At 42.1% G+C, this 25777-nt stretch carries 17 protein-coding genes and 2 pseudogenes; 5 read left to right on the plus strand and 14 right to left on the minus strand.

Annotation, left to right across the window (positions count from 1 at the left end; all coding sequences use genetic code 11):
* Nucleotides 1-52 precede the first annotated feature (52 nt).
* Nucleotides 53-517 (minus strand): helix-turn-helix domain-containing protein, encoded by a 465-nt coding sequence (locus ACFE93_RS18200; protein WP_375474847.1) that lies wholly within the window; start codon nt 515-517, stop codon nt 53-55.
* A 412-nt stretch (nt 518-929) separates the two neighbouring features.
* Here ACFE93_RS18200 and ACFE93_RS18205 point away from each other — a divergent pair, with 412 nt between their 5' ends.
* Both ACFE93_RS18205 and ACFE93_RS18210 read left to right on the plus strand, forming a co-directional pair.
* On the plus strand, nt 930-2057 hold the full coding sequence (locus ACFE93_RS18205) for an acyltransferase family protein (protein ID WP_375474849.1): 1128 nt from the start codon (nt 930-932) through the stop codon (nt 2055-2057).
* 265 nt (nt 2058-2322) lie between these two features.
* Nucleotides 2323-3021: a CAP domain-containing protein gene (locus tag ACFE93_RS18210; RefSeq protein ID WP_375474851.1), complete on the plus strand. Its 699-nt coding sequence runs from the start codon at nt 2323-2325 to the stop codon at nt 3019-3021.
* Between the two features lie 133 nt (nt 3022-3154).
* Here the strand turns inward: ACFE93_RS18210 and ACFE93_RS18215 are convergent, their stop codons facing one another.
* The 5 genes and pseudogenes from ACFE93_RS18215 to ACFE93_RS18235 all read right to left on the minus strand — a co-directional run bounded on the left by ACFE93_RS18215 (nt 3155) and on the right by ACFE93_RS18235 (nt 10376).
* On the minus strand, nt 3155-4537 hold the full coding sequence (locus ACFE93_RS18215; RefSeq protein ID WP_375474853.1) for a carotenoid oxygenase family protein: 1383 nt from the start codon (nt 4535-4537) through the stop codon (nt 3155-3157).
* A gap of 123 nt (nt 4538-4660) precedes the next feature.
* Nucleotides 4661-4953 (minus strand): annotated as a pseudogene (locus ACFE93_RS18220) (efflux RND transporter permease subunit); the annotation flags it as partial.
* 156 nt (nt 4954-5109) lie between these two features.
* Nucleotides 5110-6699 (minus strand): efflux RND transporter periplasmic adaptor subunit, encoded by a 1590-nt coding sequence (locus tag ACFE93_RS18225; protein ID WP_375474855.1) that lies wholly within the window; start codon nt 6697-6699, stop codon nt 5110-5112.
* A gap of 943 nt (nt 6700-7642) precedes the next feature.
* Nucleotides 7643-8932 (minus strand): glycosyltransferase family 4 protein, encoded by a 1290-nt coding sequence (locus tag ACFE93_RS18230; RefSeq protein ID WP_375474857.1) that lies wholly within the window; start codon nt 8930-8932, stop codon nt 7643-7645.
* Between the two features lie 865 nt (nt 8933-9797).
* The gene (locus ACFE93_RS18235) at nt 9798-10376 is read right to left on the minus strand and encodes a PEP-CTERM sorting domain-containing protein (RefSeq protein WP_375474859.1); all 579 of its coding nucleotides are present in this window, start codon (nt 10374-10376) and stop codon (nt 9798-9800) included.
* Between the two features lie 526 nt (nt 10377-10902).
* Here ACFE93_RS18235 and glyS point away from each other — a divergent pair.
* The 3 genes from glyS to ACFE93_RS18250 all read left to right on the plus strand — a co-directional run bounded on the left by glyS (nt 10903) and on the right by ACFE93_RS18250 (nt 15571).
* The gene (gene glyS, locus ACFE93_RS18240; RefSeq protein ID WP_375474861.1) at nt 10903-13056 is read left to right on the plus strand and encodes a glycine--tRNA ligase subunit beta; all 2154 of its coding nucleotides are present in this window, start codon (nt 10903-10905) and stop codon (nt 13054-13056) included.
* An 84-nt stretch (nt 13057-13140) separates the two neighbouring features.
* A complete protein-coding gene (gene murD / locus ACFE93_RS18245) occupies nt 13141-14634 on the plus strand; it encodes a UDP-N-acetylmuramoyl-L-alanine--D-glutamate ligase (RefSeq protein WP_375474863.1) in 1494 nt (497 codons plus the stop codon).
* 715 nt (nt 14635-15349) lie between these two features.
* A complete protein-coding gene (locus ACFE93_RS18250) occupies nt 15350-15571 on the plus strand; it encodes a ferredoxin-thioredoxin reductase variable chain (RefSeq protein ID WP_292865053.1) in 222 nt (73 codons plus the stop codon).
* 5 nt (nt 15572-15576) lie between these two features.
* Here ACFE93_RS18250 and ACFE93_RS18255 read toward each other — a convergent pair whose 3' ends face one another.
* From ACFE93_RS18255 to ACFE93_RS18290, 8 genes and pseudogenes are all read right to left on the minus strand, one after another.
* Nucleotides 15577-15798, minus strand: a complete 222-nt coding sequence (locus ACFE93_RS18255; RefSeq protein WP_375474865.1) for a hypothetical protein — start codon at nt 15796-15798, stop codon at nt 15577-15579.
* A 122-nt stretch (nt 15799-15920) separates the two neighbouring features.
* Nucleotides 15921-16733, minus strand: a pseudogene (locus ACFE93_RS18260) (YdcF family protein).
* Between the two features lie 163 nt (nt 16734-16896).
* Nucleotides 16897-17403 (minus strand): hypothetical protein, encoded by a 507-nt coding sequence (locus ACFE93_RS18265; RefSeq protein ID WP_375474867.1) that lies wholly within the window; start codon nt 17401-17403, stop codon nt 16897-16899.
* Between the two features lie 84 nt (nt 17404-17487).
* Nucleotides 17488-19017: an AAA family ATPase gene (locus tag ACFE93_RS18270; protein WP_375474869.1), complete on the minus strand. Its 1530-nt coding sequence runs from the start codon at nt 19015-19017 to the stop codon at nt 17488-17490.
* Nucleotides 19018-19091: 74 nt separating this feature from the next.
* Nucleotides 19092-19709 (minus strand): 50S ribosomal protein L25/general stress protein Ctc, encoded by a 618-nt coding sequence (locus ACFE93_RS18275; RefSeq protein ID WP_375474871.1) that lies wholly within the window; start codon nt 19707-19709, stop codon nt 19092-19094.
* 84 nt (nt 19710-19793) lie between these two features.
* Nucleotides 19794-21137, minus strand: coding sequence for an adenylosuccinate synthase (locus tag ACFE93_RS18280; RefSeq protein ID WP_375474873.1), 1344 nt, complete (start codon nt 21135-21137; stop codon nt 19794-19796).
* A gap of 1051 nt (nt 21138-22188) precedes the next feature.
* The gene (locus ACFE93_RS18285; RefSeq protein WP_375474875.1) at nt 22189-22605 is read right to left on the minus strand and encodes a hypothetical protein; all 417 of its coding nucleotides are present in this window, start codon (nt 22603-22605) and stop codon (nt 22189-22191) included.
* A gap of 137 nt (nt 22606-22742) precedes the next feature.
* Nucleotides 22743-25145 (minus strand): FAD-dependent oxidoreductase, encoded by a 2403-nt coding sequence (locus ACFE93_RS18290; RefSeq protein WP_375474877.1) that lies wholly within the window; start codon nt 25143-25145, stop codon nt 22743-22745.
* Nucleotides 25146-25777: the final 632 nt, after the last annotated feature.

Here is a 25777-nt window from a genome sequence, read left to right on the forward strand (position 1 = left end):
ACTCGGTACAGACGCGATTAATTGCGTCTCTCCACTTCCTCGGACTTTTTGGTCATTTGTTAGTCTGATTGCTGACTATTGACTGTTGATTATTGTCTTCTGGAGTTAGGGATTCAGCTGTAAATTGTGGATTAAGTATATGAAGAAGACCAGCAGATGCACCGACCAATAATAAAATATAGGTCAGAACAAGAGGTATGTATGTATTTTGTTTATTGTCTGAATTGTGATGAGCATTTTTAGAATCTTGACAGACAACATTGGTTACAAGGCTGTACGATAAAGCATTTCCATCCAGTCCTAAAGCATCTCCATAACGACGGATAAATCCTTGAAGAAAAATTGGCTCAGGCAATTCTTCAAATCGATCTTCTTCTAAAGCTTGCAAAATACCTACTCGAAGCATCGTCTGAGAGGCTATTTCTTCTATGCGGATAGATTTTTCTTGTCTTACTTGTCGCAAGCGTCTGGTTATTTCCTTTAGTTGCTCTACTTGAGCTTCATTTAAGAGCGTCACAGTCTTCTCCTGTATGGGCTAATTCTACTATTCATTGAGAAGACTTCAATCCGCATACGTAAATTTACTGGATATTTGATTTTAGGATGAATTTTTTTGATAATAGCTTAATCCTGGATTTTAAAATGCTAGTCCTACTTTAGATAAATATAATTTTTGTTATAATTAATACTTTAAATACCAAAGACTGGGCGTAAAAATTAACAAGTTGCAACTTATTATACAAATATTTCCCCAACGGCTATTCTGGGCTGGGATAATTGCAGCGATCGCGTACTTCTAATTTGTACAAGATAGTATGGGCAGGAACCTTGATAAAAAACTATATTTGGCAAGTAGACCTATAAATTTTGCTTGATTACCTTCATCAACCGGGGTAACTTAGATACTCATCTAATACAAGATTTCGTCTATGCGCCTGACTTCACTGGATGTTTTTCGTGGCATTACTATCGCTGGAATGATTCTCGTCAATATGGCGGGTGTTGCAGATGATGTATATCCTCCCTTAGCCCACGCCGATTGGCACGGCTGCACGCCAACGGACTTGGTATTTCCCTTCTTTCTCTTCATTATCGGTGTAGCAATGACTTTCTCGCTGTCAAAATACACCGAGGGCAATAAACCTACCTCAGCTGTTTACTGGCGGATATTGCGCCGCGCCGCTATTCTCTTTACCTTGGGATTGCTACTAAATGGCTTTTGGAATCAAGGTATTTGGACTTTTGATTTGAATAGTATCCGCATTATGGGAGTGTTGCAGCGTATCAGCCTTACTTATCTGCTGGCTTCCCTAGCTGTTCTCAACCTTCCGCGCAAATATCAATGGATACTAACAGCAGTGCTACTCATTGTCTACTGGCTAACGATGATGTATGTAGCAGTGCCAGAATATGGTGCGGGAGTTTTGACGCGAGAAGGTAATTTCGGTGCTTATGTTGACCGCCTGATTATTCCCAATGCACATTTATATAAAGGTGATGGTTTCAACTTTATGGGAGATCCAGAAGGACTTTTTAGTACAATTCCCGCCATAGTAAGCGTCCTCGCTGGCTATTTTACTGGTCAATGGATACGCAGTCAACCTGTACAGTCACGTACAAGTATCGGTTTAGCATTATTTGGAGTTGGTTGCTTAATTATCGGTTGGGTGTGGGGGTGGACATTCCCTATTAACAAAAAGCTGTGGACAAGTTCTTATGTAGTATTTACAACAGGTTGGGCGTTACTATTGCTAACAGCTTGTTATGAACTCATCGAAGTACGGCTGATGCGTCGCTGGAGTAAACCTTTTGAAATTATGGGCTTAAATGCGATCGCTCTTTTCGTTGCATCAGTTTTGTTAATTAAAATTTTAGTCAAAACTACTATTGGCACTGGCAAAGACGCTCCCAGTACCTACAATTGGATTTACCAGAATTTTTTCGCATCTTGGGCGGGTGTGCTGAATGGTTCCCTGTTATTTGCCTTAGTCACAGTGTTGTTGTGGTGGGCTGTTGGTTTTGTGATGTATCGGCAACGCTGGTTTCTGAAAGTATAAAAAAGATTTTTGTTATTATTTACGTTTTCGTGTTTTCAATGTTACAACAAGTGTTAAGTGATAGATTTGCAACACTTTAGGAACAAAGGTAATTGCAACTTTATCAATATTATTGGCGCGTTAATCTGCGCTTTCTTTAGCGAACTCACTAAAGTCCTGATATTGTTTCTAACGGCAGAAGCGTCTACAGACTTATCTGTGCGTTGAAAATTCTTATTTCTTCTAATTCACTAAATTAATCCATAGAAAAATTGTGAGGTAATCGATGCGTCGCATGAATTTTTGGGTATTTTTGCCAATTACCTTGATATTGGGCTGCTCAAATCAACTACTTCAATCTAACCCGTCTGTAGCCAACCCTAACCCAGCAGTACAAACTAGTCCAACTTTATTAGCAAAGGCGAGTTACCTTTCACCGTTGGAACAACAGGTAATTGTTGAAACAAATAAGGTAAGAACAAATCCTAAAGCATACCTGCCAATTCTGGAAAACTATAGAAAGCGCTTTGAAGGGAACCGAGTCAAAACTTCTAATAATACTTATCTGCGAACTCAAGAAGGAGTCAAAGCAGTTGATGAAGCGATCGCATTTCTCAAATCAGCACGTCCTATAGGAGCCTTGAGTGCATCTAAAGGTATGTCTTTAGGAGCAAGAGACCACGTAAAAGACCAAGGCCCAAAAGGTGCTACAGGTCATGATGGTAGCGATGGTAGCAACCCTTTTACTCGCATTAATCGCTATGGTAGATGGCAAACAACCGCAGGTGAAAATATCAGTTATGGGCCAAACAGCGCTCAAGATATCGTTATGCAGTTAATTATTGATGATGGTGTGCGCGATCGCGGCCATCGAAAAAACATTTTTAACGGCGCTTTTAAAGTCTCTGGTGTTGCTTATGGAACTCACAAATCATATAGAACAATCTGCGTGATTGACTACGCTGGGGGGTATAGTGAAAACTAATTTGAGGAAATAGGGAGGAATAGCTGGCGATTAGAAATCGCGGCTATACAAACCAAGTCCACCTGCCAAAGAATTTAAAACCCGCTTAGGCGGGTTTTGTCTGTGTAGACGCAGTTTCTAATTGCCCATTTAGCTATTTTTCGGCAAACCAAGCACCATGAAACCCATAAGGCACTCGTTGCGGAATTATCACCCGCGCTATAGGTTTAGCCGTCACATCTTGGGCATTCACTACTACTAATTCTGAAGTATTTGAATTCTCATCGTGGACGAAAGTCATCAGCCAACCATCATCCTCAGCCGTTGCACCAGGACGCAGCGCAAATACAGTTTCACCGCTATAGCGCCCCTGTCCAAATTCATGTATTTGAGATTTTCCATTGCTGAAGTCGTATTTGATGATACCTTCAAATAAAGGTACGGGACTGTTTGCCGCTTTGTTAGTGTAGCCATATCGGTTTTGTCGCCCCAATCGGTTTTCGTTGACGCGGGGAAATTCCGAAGCTACATCATCCAACATCTCTTCACGTACTGTCCCCGTGCTGAGATTAAATCGCCAGCGATGCAAACGGGGAATATTTGCGTTTGGATCGGGTTGCGAATCATCAGAACTCAAAACACTTGTAGAACTCATACGACAGGCAATCAGCACTACTTCGTCTCCCTCTTCATAGGCGTTGAGGGTATGGAAGACATAGCAAGCAGGACTTTCAAACCAGCGGATATTACTGTTGTCACCGTGACGTGGTAGAATGCCAAAGCGACTGGGGCGATCGCGCTCAAACATCATTACAGGTTCTCCGCGTTGCGATCGCTCTGGGTTAAAAGTCAGCGGCAAATCCATAAAAATCGTGTAGTTTTCAGTGATGGCGAAATCGTGCATCATCACTCCTATTGGCAGTTCAATTGGCACTGTCCGCAACAGTTTGCCTTGTGCTGAGACTACACTATATTGCAGATACGGTGGCGCAAACAGAGAATAGCCAAAAAAGATCATTTCTCCAGTAACCGGGTCTACCTTGGGATGGGCTGTGAAGGCAGAAACCAGCTTGCCATTGTAAGTATACTCACCAATTGTTTCTAATTCAGGCAGCTTGATGGCGTGAGGTTTACCCCCCTCATTCAGCGCCAACATCTGACCAGCGTGCCACACCAACGCAGTATTGGCAGTATTTTTGTAAGCACCGTAAGGATTATCCATTTGTGGTGGTTCTAACAACCCACTCCAAATAGCTTTACCCGCTTCTCGTTCCTTTTTCCATCCGACTGTCTGGACGTAGCGATTACGATAAGTGGCTATGCCGTTGCTAATTTGCACACCATGCAACATCCCATCCCCATCAAACCAATGATATTGACCGATAGGCGTCCATTGAGGGTTAGGGCCATTCCGCACAAACATTCCTGATAGGTCGAGGGGTAATTCACCGATGACTGACAATTTGTCGGTGGTGATTTCTTCATGGACTGGAGCAAAATTGCCATCGAGATAGGGATTGACTGCTATTGTTACCATTGTCTTGATTTCAGCGTACTTTTGTACTACTATACATTCCGGTTTGTGATCGTGCCCAGATGGAAATTTTGAGGGCGTTGTAAAATTTTTGCAATCGAAAATTAAATTTTTTCTTTAGCTATATCCCAAGGAGACGATAAACAGCCCAAAGACATACCTTTGATGCGTATGAGAAAGGTAAGCGATCGCTTATAGCCATGCTGTACTTAGTCTAAAAAGCGGATTAATATGGTAAGAAAACAACTCAATAAGCCTGAAGGTTTTTGTCCTTGACGCAGCAGCAGCACACATAAAGAAGGTGTCAGAGTCAAAGCTAGAAATGTAGAAATTGCAATGGAAAAAGCGATCGTCAGCGCAAATTACCGATAAAGTGCGCCTGTGGTTCCCAGAAAAAACGCCACTGGTACAAACACTGAGCGCTGAGTAAAGAAGTGAGATTCCCCACTCAGCATGGGCTAAAAGCCCCGTTGGCGCAGCCTAAGAAGAGAAGAGAGCTAACAGCACTCCTAAAGGGTATTGTTTATTCTACTTATCTCCCTTGTCTTGCCCTTGTTCCCTCATCTTCTCTTCTGCTAAGGCTTCTGACTACCAACTTCTTGTGTTTCAGGAGTAATGGGAGCGCCATTGGTTAAGTTAAGAATGCCGGAAACAACAATTTTCTCCCCCGCTTTTAGTCCTTCGATAACTTGATAATTAGTCCCCTGAGTATGATATTGTTCCAATCTCACCGGCTTTTGTTGAGCTACTAAAGATGGCGCTCCAGGTTTAGACTTTTCTGCTGGCGCTTGCGCCACAAATACAAAAGTCTCTCCACCCAAGCGAGATACTGCTGTAACTGGAATTAAAATTCCTGGACGTTCGTCCCAGATTACTCTAGTTTGCACTGACTGAAGATTAAGCAGTCGATTTCTCGAATTGCCAAAGTTGGCTTTTACTAAAACTGTCTGCGAATCTAAACTAGCGTTTGGGGAGATAAAACTCACTTTACCCCTTGCTATGGGATTGCTTTGGGCGTTTAGCATTTGCACTGGTAATCCCAAGCGCAGCTTTTTGGCATCTTCTAGCGGAACGGAAATATTCAGTTCTAAAGAGTCATTTCTAGTCAGTGTAGTGAGTTGATCGGCTTTTTCCACATAATCTCCCACCTTTGCTGGAATATCACCAACAATGCCAGTGAAAGGTGCTAGAACTTTTGTGTATTGCAATTGGACTTGGGCAGCTTGAACTTGGGCAGCTGCTTGAGTTACTTGCGATTGCGCTTGGGCAATTTCTTCTGGACGAGAACCATTTTCTAGTTGTCTTAAGTTTTGTTTCTGTTGTTCCAAGGCACCAGCTAACTCATTGATACTAGATTTTCTGCTTTGGCGGAGTTGATCTAGGCGTTTCTGGGCTACAACCAAGGCAGCTTCAGCGCTTTGTTGTTCTTTAACATATCCTTCTAAGGTATCTTGAGAAACTGCGCCCTCTTTTCTCAATTGTGCGTATCGTTTGGCGCGTGACTGTGTTAGTTCCACATCGGATTTAGCTGACTGAATTTGAGCCTCAGCCTGAGCAATTTCTTCTGGTTGCGATCCCGATTGGGCATCTCTAATGCGAGCTTGGGCTTGGGCTAACTGCGCTCTAGCTTGGGCAACTTCTTCTTTTCGCGTACCTGCTTTGAGTTCAGCAAGACGTGCCTGGGCTTGTTGCAGTGAGCCTCTAGCTTGTAACAATTGAGCTTGGACATCATCACTTTGCAGACTAATAATGACTTGTCCTTGTTGAACGCGGTTGCCCTCTTGGATGAAAATTTCGGTAATTCGTCCTTCAACCTGTGGCTTGATGATTATTGAACGTGGAGCCTCTAAGGAGCCAATAAACTCCGAACTTTGCTGCACAGTCTCAGTTTGTACAGTCCTTAGCTTGACCGGAACTGCTCTAGGTTGAGCAGCATCTGCCCCAGCCGCTGGTGCTTTGCTAGCATTACTAGTTTGCCACCAACGCCAACCAAAACCTACACCTGCAATTAATAAAATGATTCCTAATATCAGGGGCCAAGGCCGTTTTTGAGGTGGCTTAGGCGATCGCTCTGGCAATTGTTGCGATTCTTGACTAGAATCAGTAACAGCAGGCTGTTCTGTTTCAATGGAAAGGGGAGAGTCAGGGAACTCAGAATGGGGCATCTTCGTTTTCTCGTCTTGTGGATTTAGACTTGGGCAATCTACTTTGTGCTAAAAAAGCATTAATGATTTGAATAGTTATTTAGCCTTTTTTCTCTATGTTGGTAAAAAATATGTTTGGGTATTTGGGCGATCGCTCACGATGTCTAGCACCTAAAATAAACCAATTTTGTTTAGCACATTATGGTTGATTTGTACATTACTTAACTCCGTTCAATTTCTTAAAGTGTAGTTTATAGTTTTTTTGTTAGTAAGTATAAACACAGTGCTTTAGCTCAGAGAGAAAGGATGGTTCATGTTGTTGCAGCTAAACCTTGTGCCTGTAAAGCGATCGCTTCGGTAATCAAAGCAAGTTAGTAGTTGCTCTTTAGTTCTGGAAATGACGAAATCAATTTACCTCATTAACCGCAGCAACACAAGTAATTGCTCGCGTTGTCGCTGTGGTTAAACCTGTCGTTGCAAATACCTTAGTTGCTGACTGGATCAAGGGTGCATAAGTTTGTGCCGTACTTGATGCTATTGCTTTCTATAAGTGTTTGCAAGCGCTTGCTTGCATTATAACCACATAGCAGAGGAGATTGGTATTATTTACAAATGAGTTTATCGCTCTTGAGTAGTACTGAATACTGATCTTAAGGAAGAAAAGAGTCTAGAGCGATGCCTTCTCTACGAGAGGCTCCGCCAACGCGTGGCTTGCTTTCCCGTATGGGTACGGCAGGCTACGCCTACACTGATTAATTCAGCTCTATTAATCATCAAGTTATCCTCACCAAGAATGACGTGCAATCAATCAGTATTCTCTAGATTCCTATTTTTGACCAGTCTCAACTTCCTACAGTTAGTTCACCCGATCGGTTGATCTTTAACTCACCCGAATGGGTGATTTTATTTATCCCAATCGGGGTTTCGTTTGGGTAGCTAACGAGTGAGAAATCCTCAATCCTGTTCAACCATCCACAACTGATTTCTTAGAATCGAATTTTGGTAAGATACCCACAGTTGATTTTCGGTTGGTAACAATATGATAAAAAAGCCACTCATACCGATCGAGCGCTTGCTCTAAGGAGTAGTTTTCTTGGGCAAATTGTCTTCCTGTTTTACCTAGCTTCGTTGCTAGAGCAGGATTAGCATATAAATCATGCACCGCAGCAGCCATTGCTTGGGGTGATTCTGGCTCAACAACTATCCCACCACCACTGAGTTCGATCGCTCTAGCAGCAGTACCAGTGGCGGGAACTGAACCCACAATTGGGCGACCACTCGCCAATAACAGTGGTATTTTTGAAGGCATATTGAACGAAATCACATTGTGCTTTTGCACAATTAGCCCGACATCAGAAGCTGCTAGCATTTCAGGTAATTTTTCTCGCGGCTGTAACGGTAGTAGCAAAACATTATCGGCTCCATTTGAAAGACAATATTCATGCAACCTTTGCAATGCTCTTGATTCGCCAACAATGACAAAAACAATATCTTTGATATGACGTAAACAAACGGCTGCTTCTATTACTGTCTCTAAACCTTGCGTTAGAGCAATGTTGCCTGAATAAAGTACTACAAATTTCCCGTTTAGTTGATGGTTAGATATCCAAGAGTTGCTCTGTTTCGGTAACGGGCGAATGAAATTTACATTTACCCAATTGGGAATACAAACGATTTTATTAACAGGTACTCCTTTATTTACTAAATTCTCACGAAACCCATCAGCAATCACACTAATAGTGTGTGCAGTCCGATATGCAAATTTCTCTAAAGCTGCAAGAGTTCGGATCATCCACTTGTTTTTTAATAACCCGATACGCACAGCAGCTTCTGGTAAAATATCTTGCACATTTAGAACTACTGGGCAGTTGTATAACCAGCCTAATATTGTTGCTGGTAACGTACCTAATAGCGGCGGCACTGTTAAAATAATCACATCTGGTCGCCCACCTTTGAAGGCTTGGGGCAAGCTTGTGAAAACAAAGCTCAATTCAAGTAACAGCCGATCTATGAGGTTTGGTTTAGACTTAATTCGGACGTAACTTCGCGCAATTGTGACGCCATTTTTTTGTTCTGTAAGATACCATCTATTTTGATACCCCTCGTAAATTTCGCGCTGAGGATAGTTGGGCATTCCCGTAATCACTCGCACTTTATAACCTCGTTTTACTAGTCCTTCTGCCAATTCAGTCATTAACGGAGCAATTCCAATTGGCTCTGGATGATAGTTGTAGGAATAAATCAGAATATGCATGAACTATATTGTGAATTTTGTGAAGACAGATGAGACGATCGGATTACTTACTTAAATAGACAGTGAGGGCTGCTATTTTTATTACTTACAGCGTTTTTTCGCATAAAGTACAAAGCTACTGGTTTGGAGGTAAAAGGCAGAGATAGAAACTGTTTATATCTGATTTGTATCCCTGCATTTTGTACCTCGTTTATTTGCAAATACTGTATTTTGACTTGTAAAATTGTTTGATTAAAATTGTGTTAAACATTAGATTAGAAATTTTCCTAGTAGTTTTTAAAAGATAATTTTTATACTGCATAGAACACTTAAAAATAAAAATATGACTTTGTATAAACGAGTTAGGCTATTGATAAATAGAGGCTTTATTTTCTGGTGATTATGACAATAGTTAGTCTGTTTATTTCCGAACTAATGCCTAAATTTACACTGGGGAAATTGTAGCATTATATTCAGTATTATGCATATAACCCTCATTCCGCCTTTTAAACTGGCACATGAAGTATTTTTAACCAAATCATCAATATTGTATTAATTAGAAAGAATCCCACTTTTTAAGTAGTTTAAAGACACTGACCAAAACACTGTTGAGTGCTGAGTAATGAGTGCTGAGGTAAAAGTAAAATTAATTGCACTCAGCACTGAGCTTTGTAAAAGTGTTAATGACCAACTATTAGACATCTGGTGAAATTAAATATGCATTATCCAGAATCCTTGTAGAGAGTTAACAATGCTACGTCTATACATTCTTTTTCACTCAATATTTATAATGAGGTTAAAGATAACCCTACCAGTTTACTGAACTAGTAGGGCTAGAATAGAGATTCAGTAAATTTGGCAAGCTCTGACTAGAAAGCCCTAATTTCTAGCAAGAGCCTTGCTTTTTCTTTAAAGTTGAAGCTACACCCAACCCAGCAAATGCTAGCAAACCCAGGAGAGAAGCAGGTTCAGGGACTTTGGATACCTGAATAGAGCCAAAATTTTGATCTAGTGTTATTGACGTATCCTGTTGATTTACATCCTGACGTAAGAACAAAGAGTCGCCAACTGTTCCCTGGAAGAAATATTCTCCAATTACACCCGTCCCTCCTGCAACATCAAAGGGGCCAAATAATGTCTGAGTGGAAGTATTAAAGTTGAAAGCGAAGAAGCTAGATTCTGACACTCCACCACTAACGGTGTTATAGGTTCCCAGAATATTTTTAGATGGGTCTAAGAAGGAGACATTCAAGGATTGTAAAAAGTTGGTTGCTCCACTACCAGTTTCTGAAATGATTGTTGGTGCTGTAGTTTCGTCGTAGCTGAATGAACCTGTTGCTGAGTAACCAGCATCACCTTGCCAGTTAAAGTTTAATTCAAGAGCTTGGGCTGGGTTGTTAGCACCAGCCGCGATCGCAACACTGGTTGCTGCGATCGCAGTGATTTTGGCGAAAATATTTTTCATGGTCATAACTCCAAAATTGATTGTCACGATGCATATATCAATGCATCAATCAACACTAAGCTTACGATAGAAATATATACCCGTAAATACCGCATAAAATACGGTATCTAATGTAATGAATCTATGAATATAAGCACTTATTTTATAAAGTTTTGTATAAAATGTCAGGTCTATAGCGATGTCTGACGACAAGCCGCTCTTTTGTATATAATCATAATTCGATCTAACTTCCATCCCTGATTTATCTTAGGACTTACGCAAAAAACCTCTATAACTCTTATTCCTCCGTGTTCTCTGCGTCGCGCCAGTTGCTTCTCCCAAGGGGAGACGCTGCGCGAACAAGTCGGGAAACCCGCCCAACGCACTGGCTTCTTTGTGGTTGGATTTTGCGTGATCTGTACGTAAGTACTATATCTATGGGATTTTCCCCTTATCCTCTTCGATGATCGATTTAGCTAAAAATCACGAGCGATCGCTTGAGAATAACTGATAAAGTTGAGCTACGCAAAGTTGAAAACAGTGTCCTATGCCTGGGTTTCTATTAGAAGTTGGTACAGAAGAACTACCTGCAAGTTTTCTCAGTGATGCTTTAGTGCAATGGCAGGAACGCATTCCCCAAAGCCTGGAAGTAAACAGCCTCAAGGGCGAAAGTGTCCAGGTGTATGGTACTCCTCGGCGGCTGGCGGTAGTGATTAAAGGTTTACCATCTCAGCAACCAGACCACCGAGAAGAAATTAAAGGGCCCCCCGCCCAAGCCGCCTTTAAAAATGGTCAGCCGACAGCAGCAGCAGCAGGCTTTGCTAAAAAGCAAGGTGTAAAACTGGATGCGCTATCTGTTCGCCCCACTGACAAAGGGGAATTTGTATTTGTGGAAAAAAGAATTCCCGGTCGTCCTGTGGCGGAAATATTGACAGAACTGGTTCCCCAATGGATTTGGGGTTTGGAAGGTAAGCGGTTAATGCGTTGGGGGAATGGGGATGCCAGGTTTTCCCGACCAATTCGTTGGCTGGTGGCTTTGTTAGATGAGACGGTGCTACCTTTAGAATTAGTGAATGGTTCTAAAACGATTCAGAGCGATCGCCTGACCCAAGGTCATCGGGTCTTGCATCCTGAACCTGTGACAATTGCCCAAGCTACTGATTATGTTACCGACCTCAAGTCTGCTTATGTCACTGTTGATCCAGAAGAACGGTCAAATCTGATTAAAGAACAAGTAAATGCAGTAGCAGAGAATTTAGGCGGATATACAGTAATTTACCCCGATTTGTTAGCGGAAGTAACCAACCTTGTAGAATATCCTTCCGTAGTTGTTGGAAAATTTGAACCAGAATTTTTGGAATTACCAACTGAGGTAATTACTGAGGTCATGGTTACTCATCAACGTTATTTTCCTATATTCAAACCAGGGAGTTTTCAGCAAGAATTATTGCCCAATTTCATCACCATTTCTAACGGCGATCCGAAAAAATCAGACATTGTTGCCGTCGGCAATGAAAGGGTAATTCGTGCCAGATTAGCTGATGGCAGATTTTTCTACGAAGCTGATTTAACTAAGCCGTTAGAAAGCTTTTTACCCCAGTTAGAAAAAGTCACTTTTCAAGAAGAATTGGGTTCAGTGCGTGCCAAGGTAGATAGAATAGTTGAAATTGCCGAGCAAATTAGCAGTCAATTAGAATTAGCGGAAAATCAAAGCCAAAGAATCCAACGGGCTGCTTTATTATGTAAAGCAGATTTGGTGACACAGATGGTGTATGAATTTCCCGAATTACAAGGCATTATGGGAGAAAAATATGCCTTAGCTAGTGGTGAAGATGCCGAAGTAGCAAAAGCAATTTATCAACATTATTTGCCAAAGGGAGCCGGTGATATTTTACCTGAAACACTCACGGGTAAAATTGTTGGTTTGGCAGATAGATTAGATACTTTAGTGAGTATCTTTGGTTTAGGCTTAATTCCTTCCGGTTCATCCGATCCCTTCGCCTTGCGCCGTGCTGCCAATGCTGTAGTTAAAATTATTTGGGTTGATAATTTACCGATAAATTTAGATGATCTCTTGGTACAAATAGCCACGGACTTTACAGCCAAATATCATAAAGACCGGGCATCATTAACCGCAGCATTACAAGAGTTTTTCTTGCAACGCATCCGCACTTTACTACAAGAAGAAAAGCAAATTGATTACGACTTAGTAAATGCAGTTTTGGGAGAAAATGACCCAGAATACACAGAACGGACGTTAAAAGATTTATTGGATGTCCGCGATCGCGCCTTATATTTACAACAAATCCGCAACGATAGTACTTTAGATAACATCTACGAAACCGTTAATCGTTCCACACGATTAGCCGCTCAAGGTGATTTAGATACAAAACAGCTAGAACCAACAACCGTAGTCCGTCAAGAATTATTCCAAAAACCCTCTGAGATAGCCTTGTATAATGCGCTAATCGAATCAGTACCGCTTACCTGGGCAGCACAGCAGACACGAAATTATCAACTATTAGTAGCAGCATTAGCAAAAATTGCTCCGACCGTTAGTAACTTCTTTGATGGCCCGGATAGCGTTTTAGTTATGGACTCCGATCCAGAAGTTAAGCGTAATCGGTTACATCTGCTCGGATTAGTTCGCAATCATGCCCGTGTTTTAGCTGACTTTGGTGCGATCGTCAAAAATCTGTAGCGTAGGTTAACAAAAACTTGTGTAATTTTTGCCAATAAGCGCTAGTATAGGGAGTGCTTAACCAGGGACACTCTGCTGCAATCTATGCCTAGAGCTACTGTTATTGGATTGGGAAAGTCCGGTGTTGCTGCGGCGAGATTGTTGAAACGGGAAGGTTGGGAGGTAGAGTTGAGCGATCGCAACACCTCCGAAACCCTCCTAGAACAACAACAAGAACTCGCTGCCGAGCAAATAACCGTTAAATTAGGACAATCCCTAGAATTGAATGGTGCTAATTTACCCCAATTAATAGTCGTTAGTCCTGGCGTGCCTTGGGATATTCCCGTATTAATTGAGGCACGCCAATTAGGTATTAAAACTATTGGGGAAATAGAACTCGCTTGGCGAAATTTGCAATCGCTACCTTGGGTAGGAATTACTGGCACTAACGGTAAAACTACTACCACAGCTTTAATTGCTGCCATTTTTCAAGCAGCAGAATTAAATGCACCCGCTTGCGGTAATATTGGCTACGCCGCTTGTGAAGTTGCCCTATCTCACGCGGGCAGAGGGGCAGAGGGGCAGAGAGGTAGAGGTGAAGAAACTGCAATCCAAAATCATATTGATTGGGTAATTGCGGAAGTTAGCAGCTATCAAATAGAATCTTCGAGTTCTCTTGCTCCCCGGATTGGTGTTTGGACGACTTTCACACCGGATCACCTCAGTCGTCATCAGACTTTAGAGAACTATTACAACATCAAAGCCAAGTTATTACGTCAGTCCGAGTTGCAAGTATTCAATGGGGATGATGCCTACTTGAGCCAGCTAGGTTTAAGTGCTTGGCCTGATGCCTATTGGACAAGTGTCAGAGGAAAAGATTTTCTGATTAGCGAAAAAGGCTTTTACATTGAAGACGGTTGGGTTGTGGAAAAATTGACTGCAACCTCTGCACCAGAACCGATTGTGAAAGTATCTAGTTTGCGAATGGTGGGAGAACATAACCAGCAAAATCTTTTGATGGCAGTAGCAACAGCAAGATTAGCGGGAATTAATCGTGATGCGATCGCGCGTGCAGTTCGGGAATTTCCTGGTGTTGCCCATCGTTTGGAGCATATCTGCACATGGGAAGGTATTGATTTCATTAACGACAGCAAAGCCACCAACTATGATGCTGCTGAAGTTGGTTTAGCATCTGTTAACAGTCCAGCGATTTTAATTGCTGGTGGAGAAGCTAAAGCAGGTGATGATAGTGGCTGGCTAACACAAATTCAAACCAAAGCTGCTGCTGTGTTATTGATTGGCTCTGCTGCACCTGCATTTGCCAAACGTCTGCAAGAGGTAGGATATCATAACTACCATATTGTGAAAACTATGGAAAGGGCAGTTCCCAAGTCGGCAGAATTAGCCAAGCAGTATCAAGCGCGTGTGGTGTTGCTATCTCCGGCTTGTGCGAGTTTCGACCAGTACCCGAATTTTGAGGTGCGGGGCGATCGTTTCCGTCATCTGTGCCTTGCTTGGGTGGGAGGCTGGAAACCTTCCAGAGTAGATTTTCCAGAGTTTGAAAACTCTATTCAAGAGTCCATAGTACAAAGTCGATAAGCATTGTTTGTCAACATGTTCGTAGTAAGGACTTTAGCCCTTATTTTCTCAGCACTAAAGTCCTTACTACAAACTCTCAAAACTAACTTGACAAAATACTAGAAGGATTATTTTGTACTAATTTGTAGTTTTCTATAATGATATTTTGCTGTAGTTTGCAACTTCAACCTCATGAGCAATGCTTGTAGGTTTAGCAATAGGTCTAGCAGTCGCCAAAGCCGTTAGGACAGTTTGCGGGAAACGCGTCTTAACAGCGTACTTTGTGATTTCATTGCTGTCCTAAGCTCCCTGTCCGTTGCTATATAAAACTCAAAGCAACTACGGAAACGCTCCGCTAATTTGCGCGATCGCAATAACAAAGCATCTGCCATACACAAAAATTTGTAAGAGAGTTGACCTGGGGAACATCCTAGAGTCAAGATAAAAGGGTTGGATATCTTGTCAAAGTACTAAGCACATCCGATATCGCCTGATTTTCTTTCATTTCCCTGCTTTTGGGTTAAAGAGGAAGGCTATAGGCGATACTTATTAACGCGGCAAAAAACTTAAAAAAGTACGCACGGATTGCTAAGACGTGCCTGGACGCAGAGGGTTAAGCCGTTGCACCCCGATGAAGCGTCAAGAAATAGCTGATTAAATCAAATTCTAAGCGATTTAATCATATATTTTGTAGCAGATACTTGTGGAAAAGAAAATGCTAGGTGTAAATGTTGTTATGAAAGTTGGCGATCGCGTCCGCGTTAAAGATTCAGTAGTGGTGTATCATCATCCTGAACATCGGAGTCAGCCTTTTGACATAAAAGGCACAGAAGGCGATGTAGTAGCTATTACCACCCAATGGCGAGACAGACCAGTAAGCGCTAATCTGCCGATTTTAGTCCAGTTTAGTAAAAAGTTTAAAGCCCATTTACGTGAAAATGAGTTAGAAATCATCTAAATCGCTTATCGGCGGCGAAACCACTGAAAAATATTCAGTTCGCCGCGCATTTTTTTAAGGTCTTGGCGGTTTTGTTCTGCTGTGGTATAATACCAATCACAATGACGCTGAAACTCTGACCGTGACCGAACTTCGTGGTAAAACTGATGAGTTGTTTGGTAAGAGGCAAAAGCTTCTTCAACTTGGGGTTGAGCAACTGGAATAATATAAGGTAAATTTTTTGACATAAAATTAAGAGTAGTAGAGACGCGATTAATCGCGTCTGTTTTGAATTCAGGTAATTACCGCACTTCCTAATTAATAACTCATAATTCATAACTCATAACTTTCTAACAACTCCTAACTTTAATTAAAGCCAACCGCGTAAGCGATAAACTAAAGAACCAATATACTCTTTTAGAGCGATGGTAAATTGATGTAAATTGTCGGTATCAGGTAATAAATTTAGTATAGCGGCTTTGGGAGTACTACCGAGTTCTTGCAACTCACCCTGACTAACTAAAAAGCCAGTGGGTGCAGGAATAGCATTGATTCATTGACGCTGGAAAATCTGAAGCGATCGCGGTAAATGCATAGCCGAAGTTACTAATAATACCTGATTAATGCCACGAGATAACAAAATTTTGCGGACATTTACAGCATTTTGATAAGTATTCAGAGAGTCAGGTTCTTAGATAATCGCCTCAGATGGAATACCAATAGATGTAAGTATTGTTGCCATATCTGCCGACTCTGGCGAACCACTTCCACGCCAATCAATGCGGCCGCCGCTCAGAATGATTAGAGGGGCTTTTTTCTGGCGATACAGTTGTGCGGCGTAGATGACACGTAGGCGTAGCCCGCCGTAGGCATCACCTGCTTCACTTAAATCGACGGTCGGTCTTGGGAAAAAAGCTGATTTAGTTGCGCCACCCAAAACCACAATCGCTTCTGCATTAGGTATTTGAGCAGATGGAAGATTTTGCCATTCTAACGATCGCACTAAGGATTTCGCGATCCAAGCATTGCTACAAAATAGCAATAAAGTTAGGGCAAAAGCAATTGCGATCGCCGCAGTCCGCAGCTGTTTCCACAAAGTCACTAATGCTACTACCAAGCTTACACAGGCTAATCCTAGTGGATAAAAAAATAGTGGCAGTAATTTAGAGAGATATAAAAACATATTATTACGGCATGGGGAATAGGGGAGCCACTGCGGTCTTGGGGTCTCCCCAAGTGGAGCAAGTGGCGTCATGGGGCATGGAAAATAGGAGATGAGGAAGTGGTGAAGAAAAACTATTGATTATTCACCAATGCCCAATTCCCAATGCCCAATTCCCAAATTATTACCTTTCCCAAAACCTGAAATTGAAACCACCTCCAGGAACGCGGCGGTAACGGCGGCCAACTCTTCTGGTTTGCCGTTTGTTGGTTCTTTCAGTTGTTGGTTCAACTTCGCCCTCTTCAGACTCTTCAACTTGCAACTGAGTTCTAGTTTCTTCCTTACTTCCCCACCAAGCAGTAATCCAGCCTCCAGCTAAAGCGCCTAATCCACCTAGCAAAATGCTCATAGGTGCTGGATAGCCCAAATATACAAAGCCCAGCATGAAAAATAACCAATATTTCAGTCCTGCATCAACACCATCAGAGGAGGCAACAGCTGGAGCTTGGGGGCTATTATCAGTTATATTTGTGATCCAGATTAAGATGAAACCGCCCATAATTCCTAAGAAGATGCTCAGGGCTGGTGCGGAGCCGGTCATTATTAATATAAATGTTAAAAATGCCCCAAATAATAGTTGAGAAAAGAAGCTGGGAGAAATACTGAATAAGTCGTTCTTTTTGTCTGCCATAGAATAAAAAACTTATTAACCAATTACTAATTTGTAATTCGTAATTTTCAATTCAATTACGAATTACGAATTAAGAATTACGAATTATTTTAATTGTGCCTGTTCTGGTTGAGTTGTATCCCAAATCTTTACATAAGGTTGTTCCTCTTCAGTGAAAGGTTCAGCTTGTTTGATTTGTGAGGCTAATAAATCGGCGGTGGCATCAGCAATATCACCAGTGCGATTGTTCAAACGCTCTTTTAGAACTTCAAGTGGCGCTGTGCATTGGATAATCTGAAGGGGAAGTTGATGCTTTGTAGCTTGTGCGATCGCTTCTTGCCGTAATTGTTGTTTATCATACTTGGCATCTAAAATTACCGAAAAACCTTGTTTAGCCAAGATAATCCCCAATTCCAATAGCCGTGTGTAAGTTTTCTCGGTCATCTCCGGTGTATACAAATCATCGCCACCCTTTTCCCACAAAGGAATTCCCCCTAAATGCTTCCGCACCGCATCAGAACGCAGGTGAATCGCTCCCTGTTGACGCGCTAAAGACCTTGCTGTGGTACTTTTACCAGAACCCGACAACCCCGACATCAAAATTAGTTGTCCCAAGTTTGGTTTAGTGTATTCCCAAGCCTGTTTGTAATAATCAGCAGCCGTTTTTGTCGCTTCTTCTTTTACCGTCGCAGGTACACTCGGATCGTCTAGTAAAAATGATGTCACCTTAGCCCGGACATAAGCCTGACGACTTAAATACAAAGGCAGCACCTGTAAGCCTTCCCAGTCTCCAGTTTGCTCTATATAGGCATTCAAAAATGCATTACCCAAATCTTTACGCTGACGAGCTGACAAATCCATCACCGTGAACGCCACATCATACATCACATCGACAAAGCGAAACGGCTCATTAAATTCAATGCAATCGAACAACAAAATTTTATCGTGCCACAGGGCAATATTTCTCAGGTGTAAGTCTCCGTGACATTCACGAATATAATTGTTGTGAATTCTGCTGGCAAATAATTCTGGACGTTCGGCAAAAAAGTTATCTGTATATTGCTTTGTTTCTGTAAATTGCGCCTGAGTCTGGGGGCCGCCAATATACTTCTCAGTTTGCTGATAATTCTCATCAAAGGCAGCCCGAACATTTGGCACTTCGCCAAAAGTGCGAATGTAATCATTCGTCTGTGCTTCGGCATGATATTGAGCCACCACCCGTCCCAACTCATCTAGGAGTGTCTCATTTAACTTACCCTGTTCAAACAGTGTACTTAATAGCGACTCTTCAGGAAACTGACGCATCTTCAGCGCGTATTCTACAGGCTCAACAGTTCCCCCTAAATGGTATTGCTCCCCTACCAAAGTTATGGGCAAAACTTCTAAATACAGTTCACCAGCACCCCGCTGATTTAACCGTAACTCTTCCTGACAAAAATGCTGCCGCTTATCTAAGGTGGAAAAGTCCAAAAAGCCAAAATTCACAGGTTTTTTCAGTTTATAGGCGTAATCTCCAGTCAACACCACATAAGAAATGTGGGTTTGAATCAGTTGAATGGGTTCTGTTACCGCATGAGGATAAAATCCCGGCTGCAACATTTGCTCAATAAAAGCTGGAAGAGTTACTTCTGTCATCTGTTTGCTCTGCGGGTTTAAATACAAAAAAACCAGGAGTTTCCCCCTGGCTATCATCAAAAATTATTACACACTTACGTAGCTTCAGAGGTTGTTTCAGTCTCTGACTCAGCTTCATCCTCAGCAGCAGCGCTGATTTGCGGCTGCGAGACGCTAACTACGACTTGCTCCATATCGCCAAGAACTGTGACACCTTGAGGCAAGACTAGCTCGTGAATACGCAAGCTGTCTCCGATTTGCAGGTTAGAGACATCAATTTCAATTATTTCTGGGATGTTTTCTGGCGCACAGGTCACTTGCAACTCAGTGATAACAGTGTCTAAAAAACCACCTTCTTGTTTAACACCAACAGCAGTTCCCACAAAACGCAGCCGTACTTCTACAGTGGTGTCGCCATGGCCCGCAACCGCGAAAAAGCTGAGGTGGTAAGGCGTACCTTTTGCAGGATGAATCTGAAGTTCCCGCAACAAGGTATTACCGCGCCAAGGTGCATCGGTAATATTTAAATCAATCAAGGTGTTGTTGACGGAAGCTCTTTTGAGCAAGCGCTCAACAGTTTTGGCATCAATGGTCAAAGAAATGGATTCTGTACCCTTATGACCATACAAATTGGCAGGTATCAGTCCAGCACGGCGCAAAGCTCTTGGCTTGCTGCCTTCTGGACGTTTTTGAGATTCGACTGTAATAGCCATAAAAGTTGTCCTTTGTCAGTTGTCCTTTGTCATTAAATTTTAATACTCAGCACTCAGCACTCAGTACTCAGCACTCAGCACTCACTAAGCACTAAGTAGGGTAGCAGGTGTGCCGTCGGGGTGCAATAAAGCGCGTTTGGGCCCGTGGATAGGGTCTTCTACGATTATGGTTTGATCGCGGCTAGCTCCTAGTGAGACGATCGCAATCGGAACTTCCATCAATTCGGCTAAGAATTTGAGATAATCTAATGCTGCTTGTGGCAAGTCTTCTAGGGTGCGGCAGTGGGTTGTTGACACTTTCCACCCCGGTAAGGTTTTGTAGATGGGACGACATCTAGCAAATTGACGAGAACTTGTGGGGAAGTGTTCGCTGCGTTGACCATCTATGTCATAAGCGACACAAACTTGGATTGACTCTAATTCATCGAGAACATCCAGTTTGGTCAGCGCCATACAATCCATGCCGTTAATCCGCACGGCATAGCGACCGATGACAGCATCAAACCAGCCACAGCGCCGTTTGCGTCCGGTGGTTGTGCCAAATTCGGCACCGCGATCGCACAACAATTCTCCCAACTTTCCATCCAATTCAGTGGGAAATGGCCCCTCTCCCACACGGGTTGTATAGGCTTTCGACACCCCAATTACCCGGTCAATCGTTGTCGGTCCTACCCCAGTTCCAACGCAAGCCCCACCCGCTACCGGGTTAGAGGAGGTAACATAAGGATAAGTTCCATGATCTAAGTCTAGAAGCGTACCTTGTGCGCCTTCAAACAAAATATTACGTCGTCGCTGAATTGCATCGGATATTTTCAACGATGTATCAACAACGTAAGGTCGCAAGCGTTCTGCGTACCCCAAGTATTGCTCAATCACCTCTTGTGGATCTAGAGGCGGCAAGTTGTAAAGCTTTTCTAAAATGACGTTTTTATAATTAATCGTCCACTCTAACTGCTCGCGTAGCCCATTAGGCTCCATCAAGTCTAAAACCCGAATGCCTGTACGTTCAGATTTGTCAGCATAAGTCGGCCCAATGCCCCGACCTGTTGTGCCGATCTTATAGCTTCCCCGTCGTTCTTCAGATGCTTGGTCAATCAATCGATGATAAGGCATCGTTACGTGGGCTGTCTCAGATATCAGCAGGTGGTCAGTGGAAATATTTAACTCTTTTAATTGGTCGAGTTCTGCGATCAAAATCTGTGGATCGATGACTGTTCCACAGCCGATAATGCAATCGGTATTTGGATACAAAATCCCAGAGGGAATCAAGTGCAGTTTAAAGGTCTGACCTTTAACTACAATCGTGTGTCCAGCATTGACACCCCCTTGGTAACGCACCACAACATCTGCGGAACGGCTGAGTAAGTCAGTTATTTTACCTTTTCCTTCATCGCCCCATTGGGCACCTATGACAATGACGTTAGCCAAGAGCTTATCTTAAGAAGTAAAGTTTCCACAAACTATTATTATTAACATATTGCTTGAATCATGTCAAGCTAATTGTAGTAAGAGCGTACAGACGTGCGCCCCTACAGCAAATTACATTGTGGATCTATCATGTCACCCTACTATGACAGCGCTTACCATCAACTTCAATGGGGAACGCGCAAACGACTCATCCCAGCGAGTTCATCTTCAAGTTCTTCTAGGATCATCGTTGCGATCGCAGCCCACTAGGGAATGTAAAACCTACCTACCTTGAAATAGTGCGATGGAGAGTAACTTCATACATCATTAAACCGAAATTACGCTGGCGACATTGCCTGCGGTTTAGTTGCTGATTCCAAATTGCTGCTTTTGGATGAGGCTTCTGCCTCTTTGGATGTGAGAATACGTCCCCAGACGATCAAGAAAATTAGACAATTAGCTTGCGTACCCGCCCGCCGTAGGCATCGCCCCTTTTTGTCCGATACAATCGAAGAAATAATCCCAGAGTTGTCAAAAAACCTCGCTCAAAGTTCCTATCCAAAAAACCACTTCATAAAGGAACTGGAACTCAACGCGAGCATCTTACAACAGATTGCAAGTTAATGAAGTACAACAATACCCCTCTCTAACCCTCCCCTTAAAAAGGCTACGGTGTACACACAAGTCGGAAAAACTTCATCTACCAAAGATTTGCGGTGAAGCAGTGCTGCGGGAGGGTTTCCAACGCCAGATGCTCCACTTGGGGAGACCCCAAGACCGCACTGGCTCCTTTGCAGGCGACTGCTGAACCCGTTCGCGTAGCGTCTCCGATAGGAGAAGGGTGCGTTACGCTGGCGTGACAAAGCTAAATTGTTGCAATCATGGCGATGCCTGCGGCGGGCTACGCCAACGCATTTGTTATTTCGGCGAGCGCATTTGTTATTTTTGCGTGTCTATAACGCACCCTACGAAACTACTATAAGAGTTGAAACCTATGCTGATCATACTTGTGTGTACACCGTAGCCCTCTGGGAGAGGGTTGGGGTGAGGGTTCATCTTCCATATTCTCAACCTAAAACAAGCTTAATTGCTCACTATCATTATCTTGCTTTTTAGATTCCGCTTGCGCCTTCTTTTTACCTCCAGATTTACCTTTATCATGTAAACCCTGTGCTACCTCTTCAGCATAGCGTTGGTGATTTAATTCTAATAATCTATCTAGCACTTCTTGCCGTGCAGTTTCGCTAATGGTGAAACGTAAGCCTTGTTTGGTTTGGTGGAAATCATGAGATAATTCTAAATCTTGCCAATCGTAAGCAGCAGCTACAGCATTATCCATCTCTATGTGCAATTCGCGCAATTGTTGAATGTCGGTGGCGGTTTCGTCAGGGTTGTGGAAGCGGTTGTAGGTTTTGGTTAATCCTTCTTGGCGTGTTTGCATGATATTTTGGCGATGGTTGTAGTAGCGATCGCCTATGTGGAATGGCACTAAGAAAAGCTATAAACTATGCTGCATAAGCATTACAAGTATTAATGTGTTAATAGCAGTGGACGCTTGGCTGCGATCGCTACGCCCGCCGCAGGTATCGCAAAAGTTTTCGGTCTACTGACTTTAACTCATCGAACTCACGTTTTCTTAGTACTATAGAAATTCGTAGAATTGGCTACTTCATAATCCCTTTGAAGAATTGAAAAGTCATGATGGCTCAAAACAATGGCAATGGCAACATCCATCATACTTTGCGATCCTTTGAGTCTCTCTCCCAAATCAATCTGCCAATAAACTTTCACATCACTTTCGAGAATTGGCTTCTCAATTGCTGTAACAACACCATCCTGCTGAGGATGAATCGAGTAAGCACTGTACTTCCACTCATTCCTATCCTTGAGAATGATGTCCGGGGAATCACCAATCTGTAATTGAAGATGTAACTCGTTTAGACGTACCCCCTGATATATGTCAAACATTCTCGATACAAGCTCTCCAGGGCTGCGTGCAGCTACTTCCATCAGAATCGGTTTTTCGCTACCTTCTTGTAGGAAGAAATCAATATTGATTACACCATTTTTAGGATAACCGTGTTCTAAACTTTGTAACGTATCACTTGAAAATTGCCAAAGTTTCTGAAATTCTGGATCTTCTTCTCTAACAACAATATTGCCGATTTGATGACCATAAACAAACTCATCATTAGGTCGATAGTGCTTGCAAGCAGCAAAATAACAAGCTTGACCATTTTTGATGACAACACTTGTATTGTATAATTGACCTTTAATGAATTCATCAAATTCAAATTCTTCATCTGAATCTACATTGCTGTCACACCAAGCTTTCAAATCATCAACAGTATGAATTCTTCTAATTTTTTCACTTCCTGCTCCGGTAACTGGTTTGATAAAGATGTGATTACCTAGTTCTTCTAGAACAAACTTTAAGTAGGAAACTGGGTCTTTACGGTATTGGTCTTGAGCAAAAATCAGATACTTTGGCACCCGAATCAGGGAATTTTTCAGGGCAGATTTGAGGTAACTCTTATCGGTAAACTGGCGGATCATCGTTGGGCGATCGCCTACTAAATTTAGAGCTTCACGTAACTGTGCAGCTAACAACACTGAATACTCATCATTGGTAACAATCCGATTGTTATCCAAAAGTTTATAATCAGTCTGAATCTGTTGATAGGTTTGGAGCAGATTTTGCAAATTATAAGGTTCTACAATCTGCACAAGATCCAAGTACTGATACTGGGAGGGTACAACCTTACTGAGTCCTCGTCTACTACAGAGTAAAACCAGATTTCTATTATCCGATTGGATATGCTTAAAATCAGTTTCGTAGGGAAGCATATCATGCAGCACAAAAACAGTCTGCTTATTGCTATTTATCTTACTACTGTCCAAGGCAGCTGGATTTGCCTCCTCACGGAGCATTTTTTGTATCAACTGGAGAATTTCCTGCGAACATCCCCATGACAGAGTTACTCCTGACCCTCCATGTCCATAATTATAAAATACGTGTGTGTTCAAAACCCTTTCCACACAAACATTTTCCTCTGTTAATGGTCGTAAACCAGTTCTAACAGGCTCCTTCTCATCTAGTGGGAGTTTTCTTAATTCCTGTAAAAACTCCAAACAGCCATCATACATCTGTCGGATAATTGGAACCTCAAGAGATAAGTTGGTATCCCATTGGTCTTGCTGTGTCAATCCTCCCAAGACCACCAAATCATCCCCTTTAGGAACTATGTAAACGATGTCTTGCTCACTTGAAGAAGATTCTTCGTGGGAAATACAATGAGCCTCTGTCACAGCTTTTCCTAAATTCTTAACCCTGACAAGTGCGCCCCTCAAGGGATACATGGAAGTATCTCCTGTAGTTGCGATCGAACCTAGTCCAGCACAATTAACAATTACTCTTGCATTAAAACGACGAAGTAATTCCTGTTCATTTTCAACCACATTTACAGTGATTTTTTCTTGGATAATCTTACATCCAATATTCTTTACGTATTGAAGTAACCATTTCATGTAGACATCAGTGTTTGTCATCGGAGCCATGTGTTTATAAGCATCTTTTATACCTCCTTGAAAATTCAAATCAATCGTTTTTTTGACAATTTGTAAGCCTCTTTCAAATCCATCAACCTTATCCTTCAACTCATTCATTTTGCGAAGTTCAGTAGGTCGATTTTCCAAAACATCCTTAAAATAGAAATACGCATCCCTTAAATAAATTCCTGTTTTTTCTGAACCAAACTCTGCGTGTATTTTTTTGAATTTATTATAGGTAGTTATACACCACTTTTTAGAGCGTTCCAGGGATCTAGGAGATCCATGACGACCACAGACTGCTGGTGGCCATTCCCACAATGCACCTGCTACAACAGAGGTTAAATCTGGGGCAAAACGATCAGCAACAATCACAACACTAAACCCTGCCTCTCTCAGACATATAGCAGTTGTCAGACCACTTACTCCCGCCCCAATTACTAAAATATTTACATCATTGTCTAACAATAGATCGCTCATTAAAGATTGTCTCACTTTTTCTCAGTAGAAAACAAATGTATTAGCTTGCCCATTAATGATATTAATTCGGGTAATTTTAGGTTGGCGTAGGGTTAAGAAATTCTTAGTATTTGGCATTTGATACGAGTATTACTTAGCAATACTTTTTGGTTAATAACTAAGTATTACTAATAATGAAAAAACGAGTACTAGTTCAAAGGTTTTTTGAAAAGTGGTTCGCTTATTTTTAAAACGGTTAGAAAAAACACGAAATAAAAGAATAAGGATTAAGTGCGTTTGTCCCAGATTGCGAACCGACAAATCGGCGCTTATGCAGAGCGGACGCTATCGCTAGCATTGCGAATTAATCTTGAGTATTGGTTCATCACTGATCGCCATCCATAAACTTTATTTCTCTTAAACCTTTATGAATACACGATTTATCAAAAAAAGAACTCAGGAGTCAGAGTCAAGTCAAGCGATCGCTTGCTGATTTGAGTGATCTTGCAGACAATGGCGTTAGCGTAGCTTACCGTAGGTATCGCTTCCGTGTTTAATCAAAGCAAATTAGCTAAGTTTCTATATTGAATTCGGGCGATCGTTTATTGAATTCGGGCAGTCGTTTATTGAATTCGGGCAGTCGTTTATTGAAT

It is taken from the genome of uncultured Nostoc sp., assembly GCF_964247315.1.
Taxonomy (GTDB): domain Bacteria; phylum Cyanobacteriota; class Cyanobacteriia; order Cyanobacteriales; family Nostocaceae; genus Nostoc.

Bases quoted from the DNA above. Each gene is read 5' to 3' on its own strand.
- ACFE93_RS18235 (WP_375474859.1), bottom strand. From the start codon at position 10,376: ATGAAAAATATTTTCGCCAAAATCACTGCGATCGCAGCAACCAGTGTT.
- ACFE93_RS18275 (WP_375474871.1), bottom strand. From the start codon at position 19,709: ATGGCTATTACAGTCGAATCTCAAAAACGTCCAGAAGGCAGCAAGCCA.
- ACFE93_RS18255 (WP_375474865.1), bottom strand. From the start codon at position 15,798: ATGTCAAAAAATTTACCTTATATTATTCCAGTTGCTCAACCCCAAGTT.
- ACFE93_RS18210 (WP_375474851.1), top strand. From the start codon at position 2,323: ATGCGTCGCATGAATTTTTGGGTATTTTTGCCAATTACCTTGATATTG.
- ACFE93_RS18270 (WP_375474869.1), bottom strand. From the start codon at position 19,017: ATGACAGAAGTAACTCTTCCAGCTTTTATTGAGCAAATGTTGCAGCCG.
- ACFE93_RS18230 (WP_375474857.1), bottom strand. From the start codon at position 8,932: ATGCATATTCTGATTTATTCCTACAACTATCATCCAGAGCCAATTGGA.
- ACFE93_RS18265 (WP_375474867.1), bottom strand. From the start codon at position 17,403: ATGGCAGACAAAAAGAACGACTTATTCAGTATTTCTCCCAGCTTCTTT.
- murD (WP_375474863.1), top strand. From the start codon at position 13,141: ATGCCTAGAGCTACTGTTATTGGATTGGGAAAGTCCGGTGTTGCTGCG.
- ACFE93_RS18215 (WP_375474853.1), bottom strand. From the start codon at position 4,537: ATGGTAACAATAGCAGTCAATCCCTATCTCGATGGCAATTTTGCTCCA.
- ACFE93_RS18205 (WP_375474849.1), top strand. From the start codon at position 930: ATGCGCCTGACTTCACTGGATGTTTTTCGTGGCATTACTATCGCTGGA.
- ACFE93_RS18290 (WP_375474877.1), bottom strand. From the start codon at position 25,145: ATGAGCGATCTATTGTTAGACAATGATGTAAATATTTTAGTAATTGGG.
- glyS (WP_375474861.1), top strand. From the start codon at position 10,903: ATGCCTGGGTTTCTATTAGAAGTTGGTACAGAAGAACTACCTGCAAGT.
- ACFE93_RS18225 (WP_375474855.1), bottom strand. From the start codon at position 6,699: ATGCCCCATTCTGAGTTCCCTGACTCTCCCCTTTCCATTGAAACAGAA.
- ACFE93_RS18250 (WP_292865053.1), top strand. From the start codon at position 15,350: ATGAAAGTTGGCGATCGCGTCCGCGTTAAAGATTCAGTAGTGGTGTAT.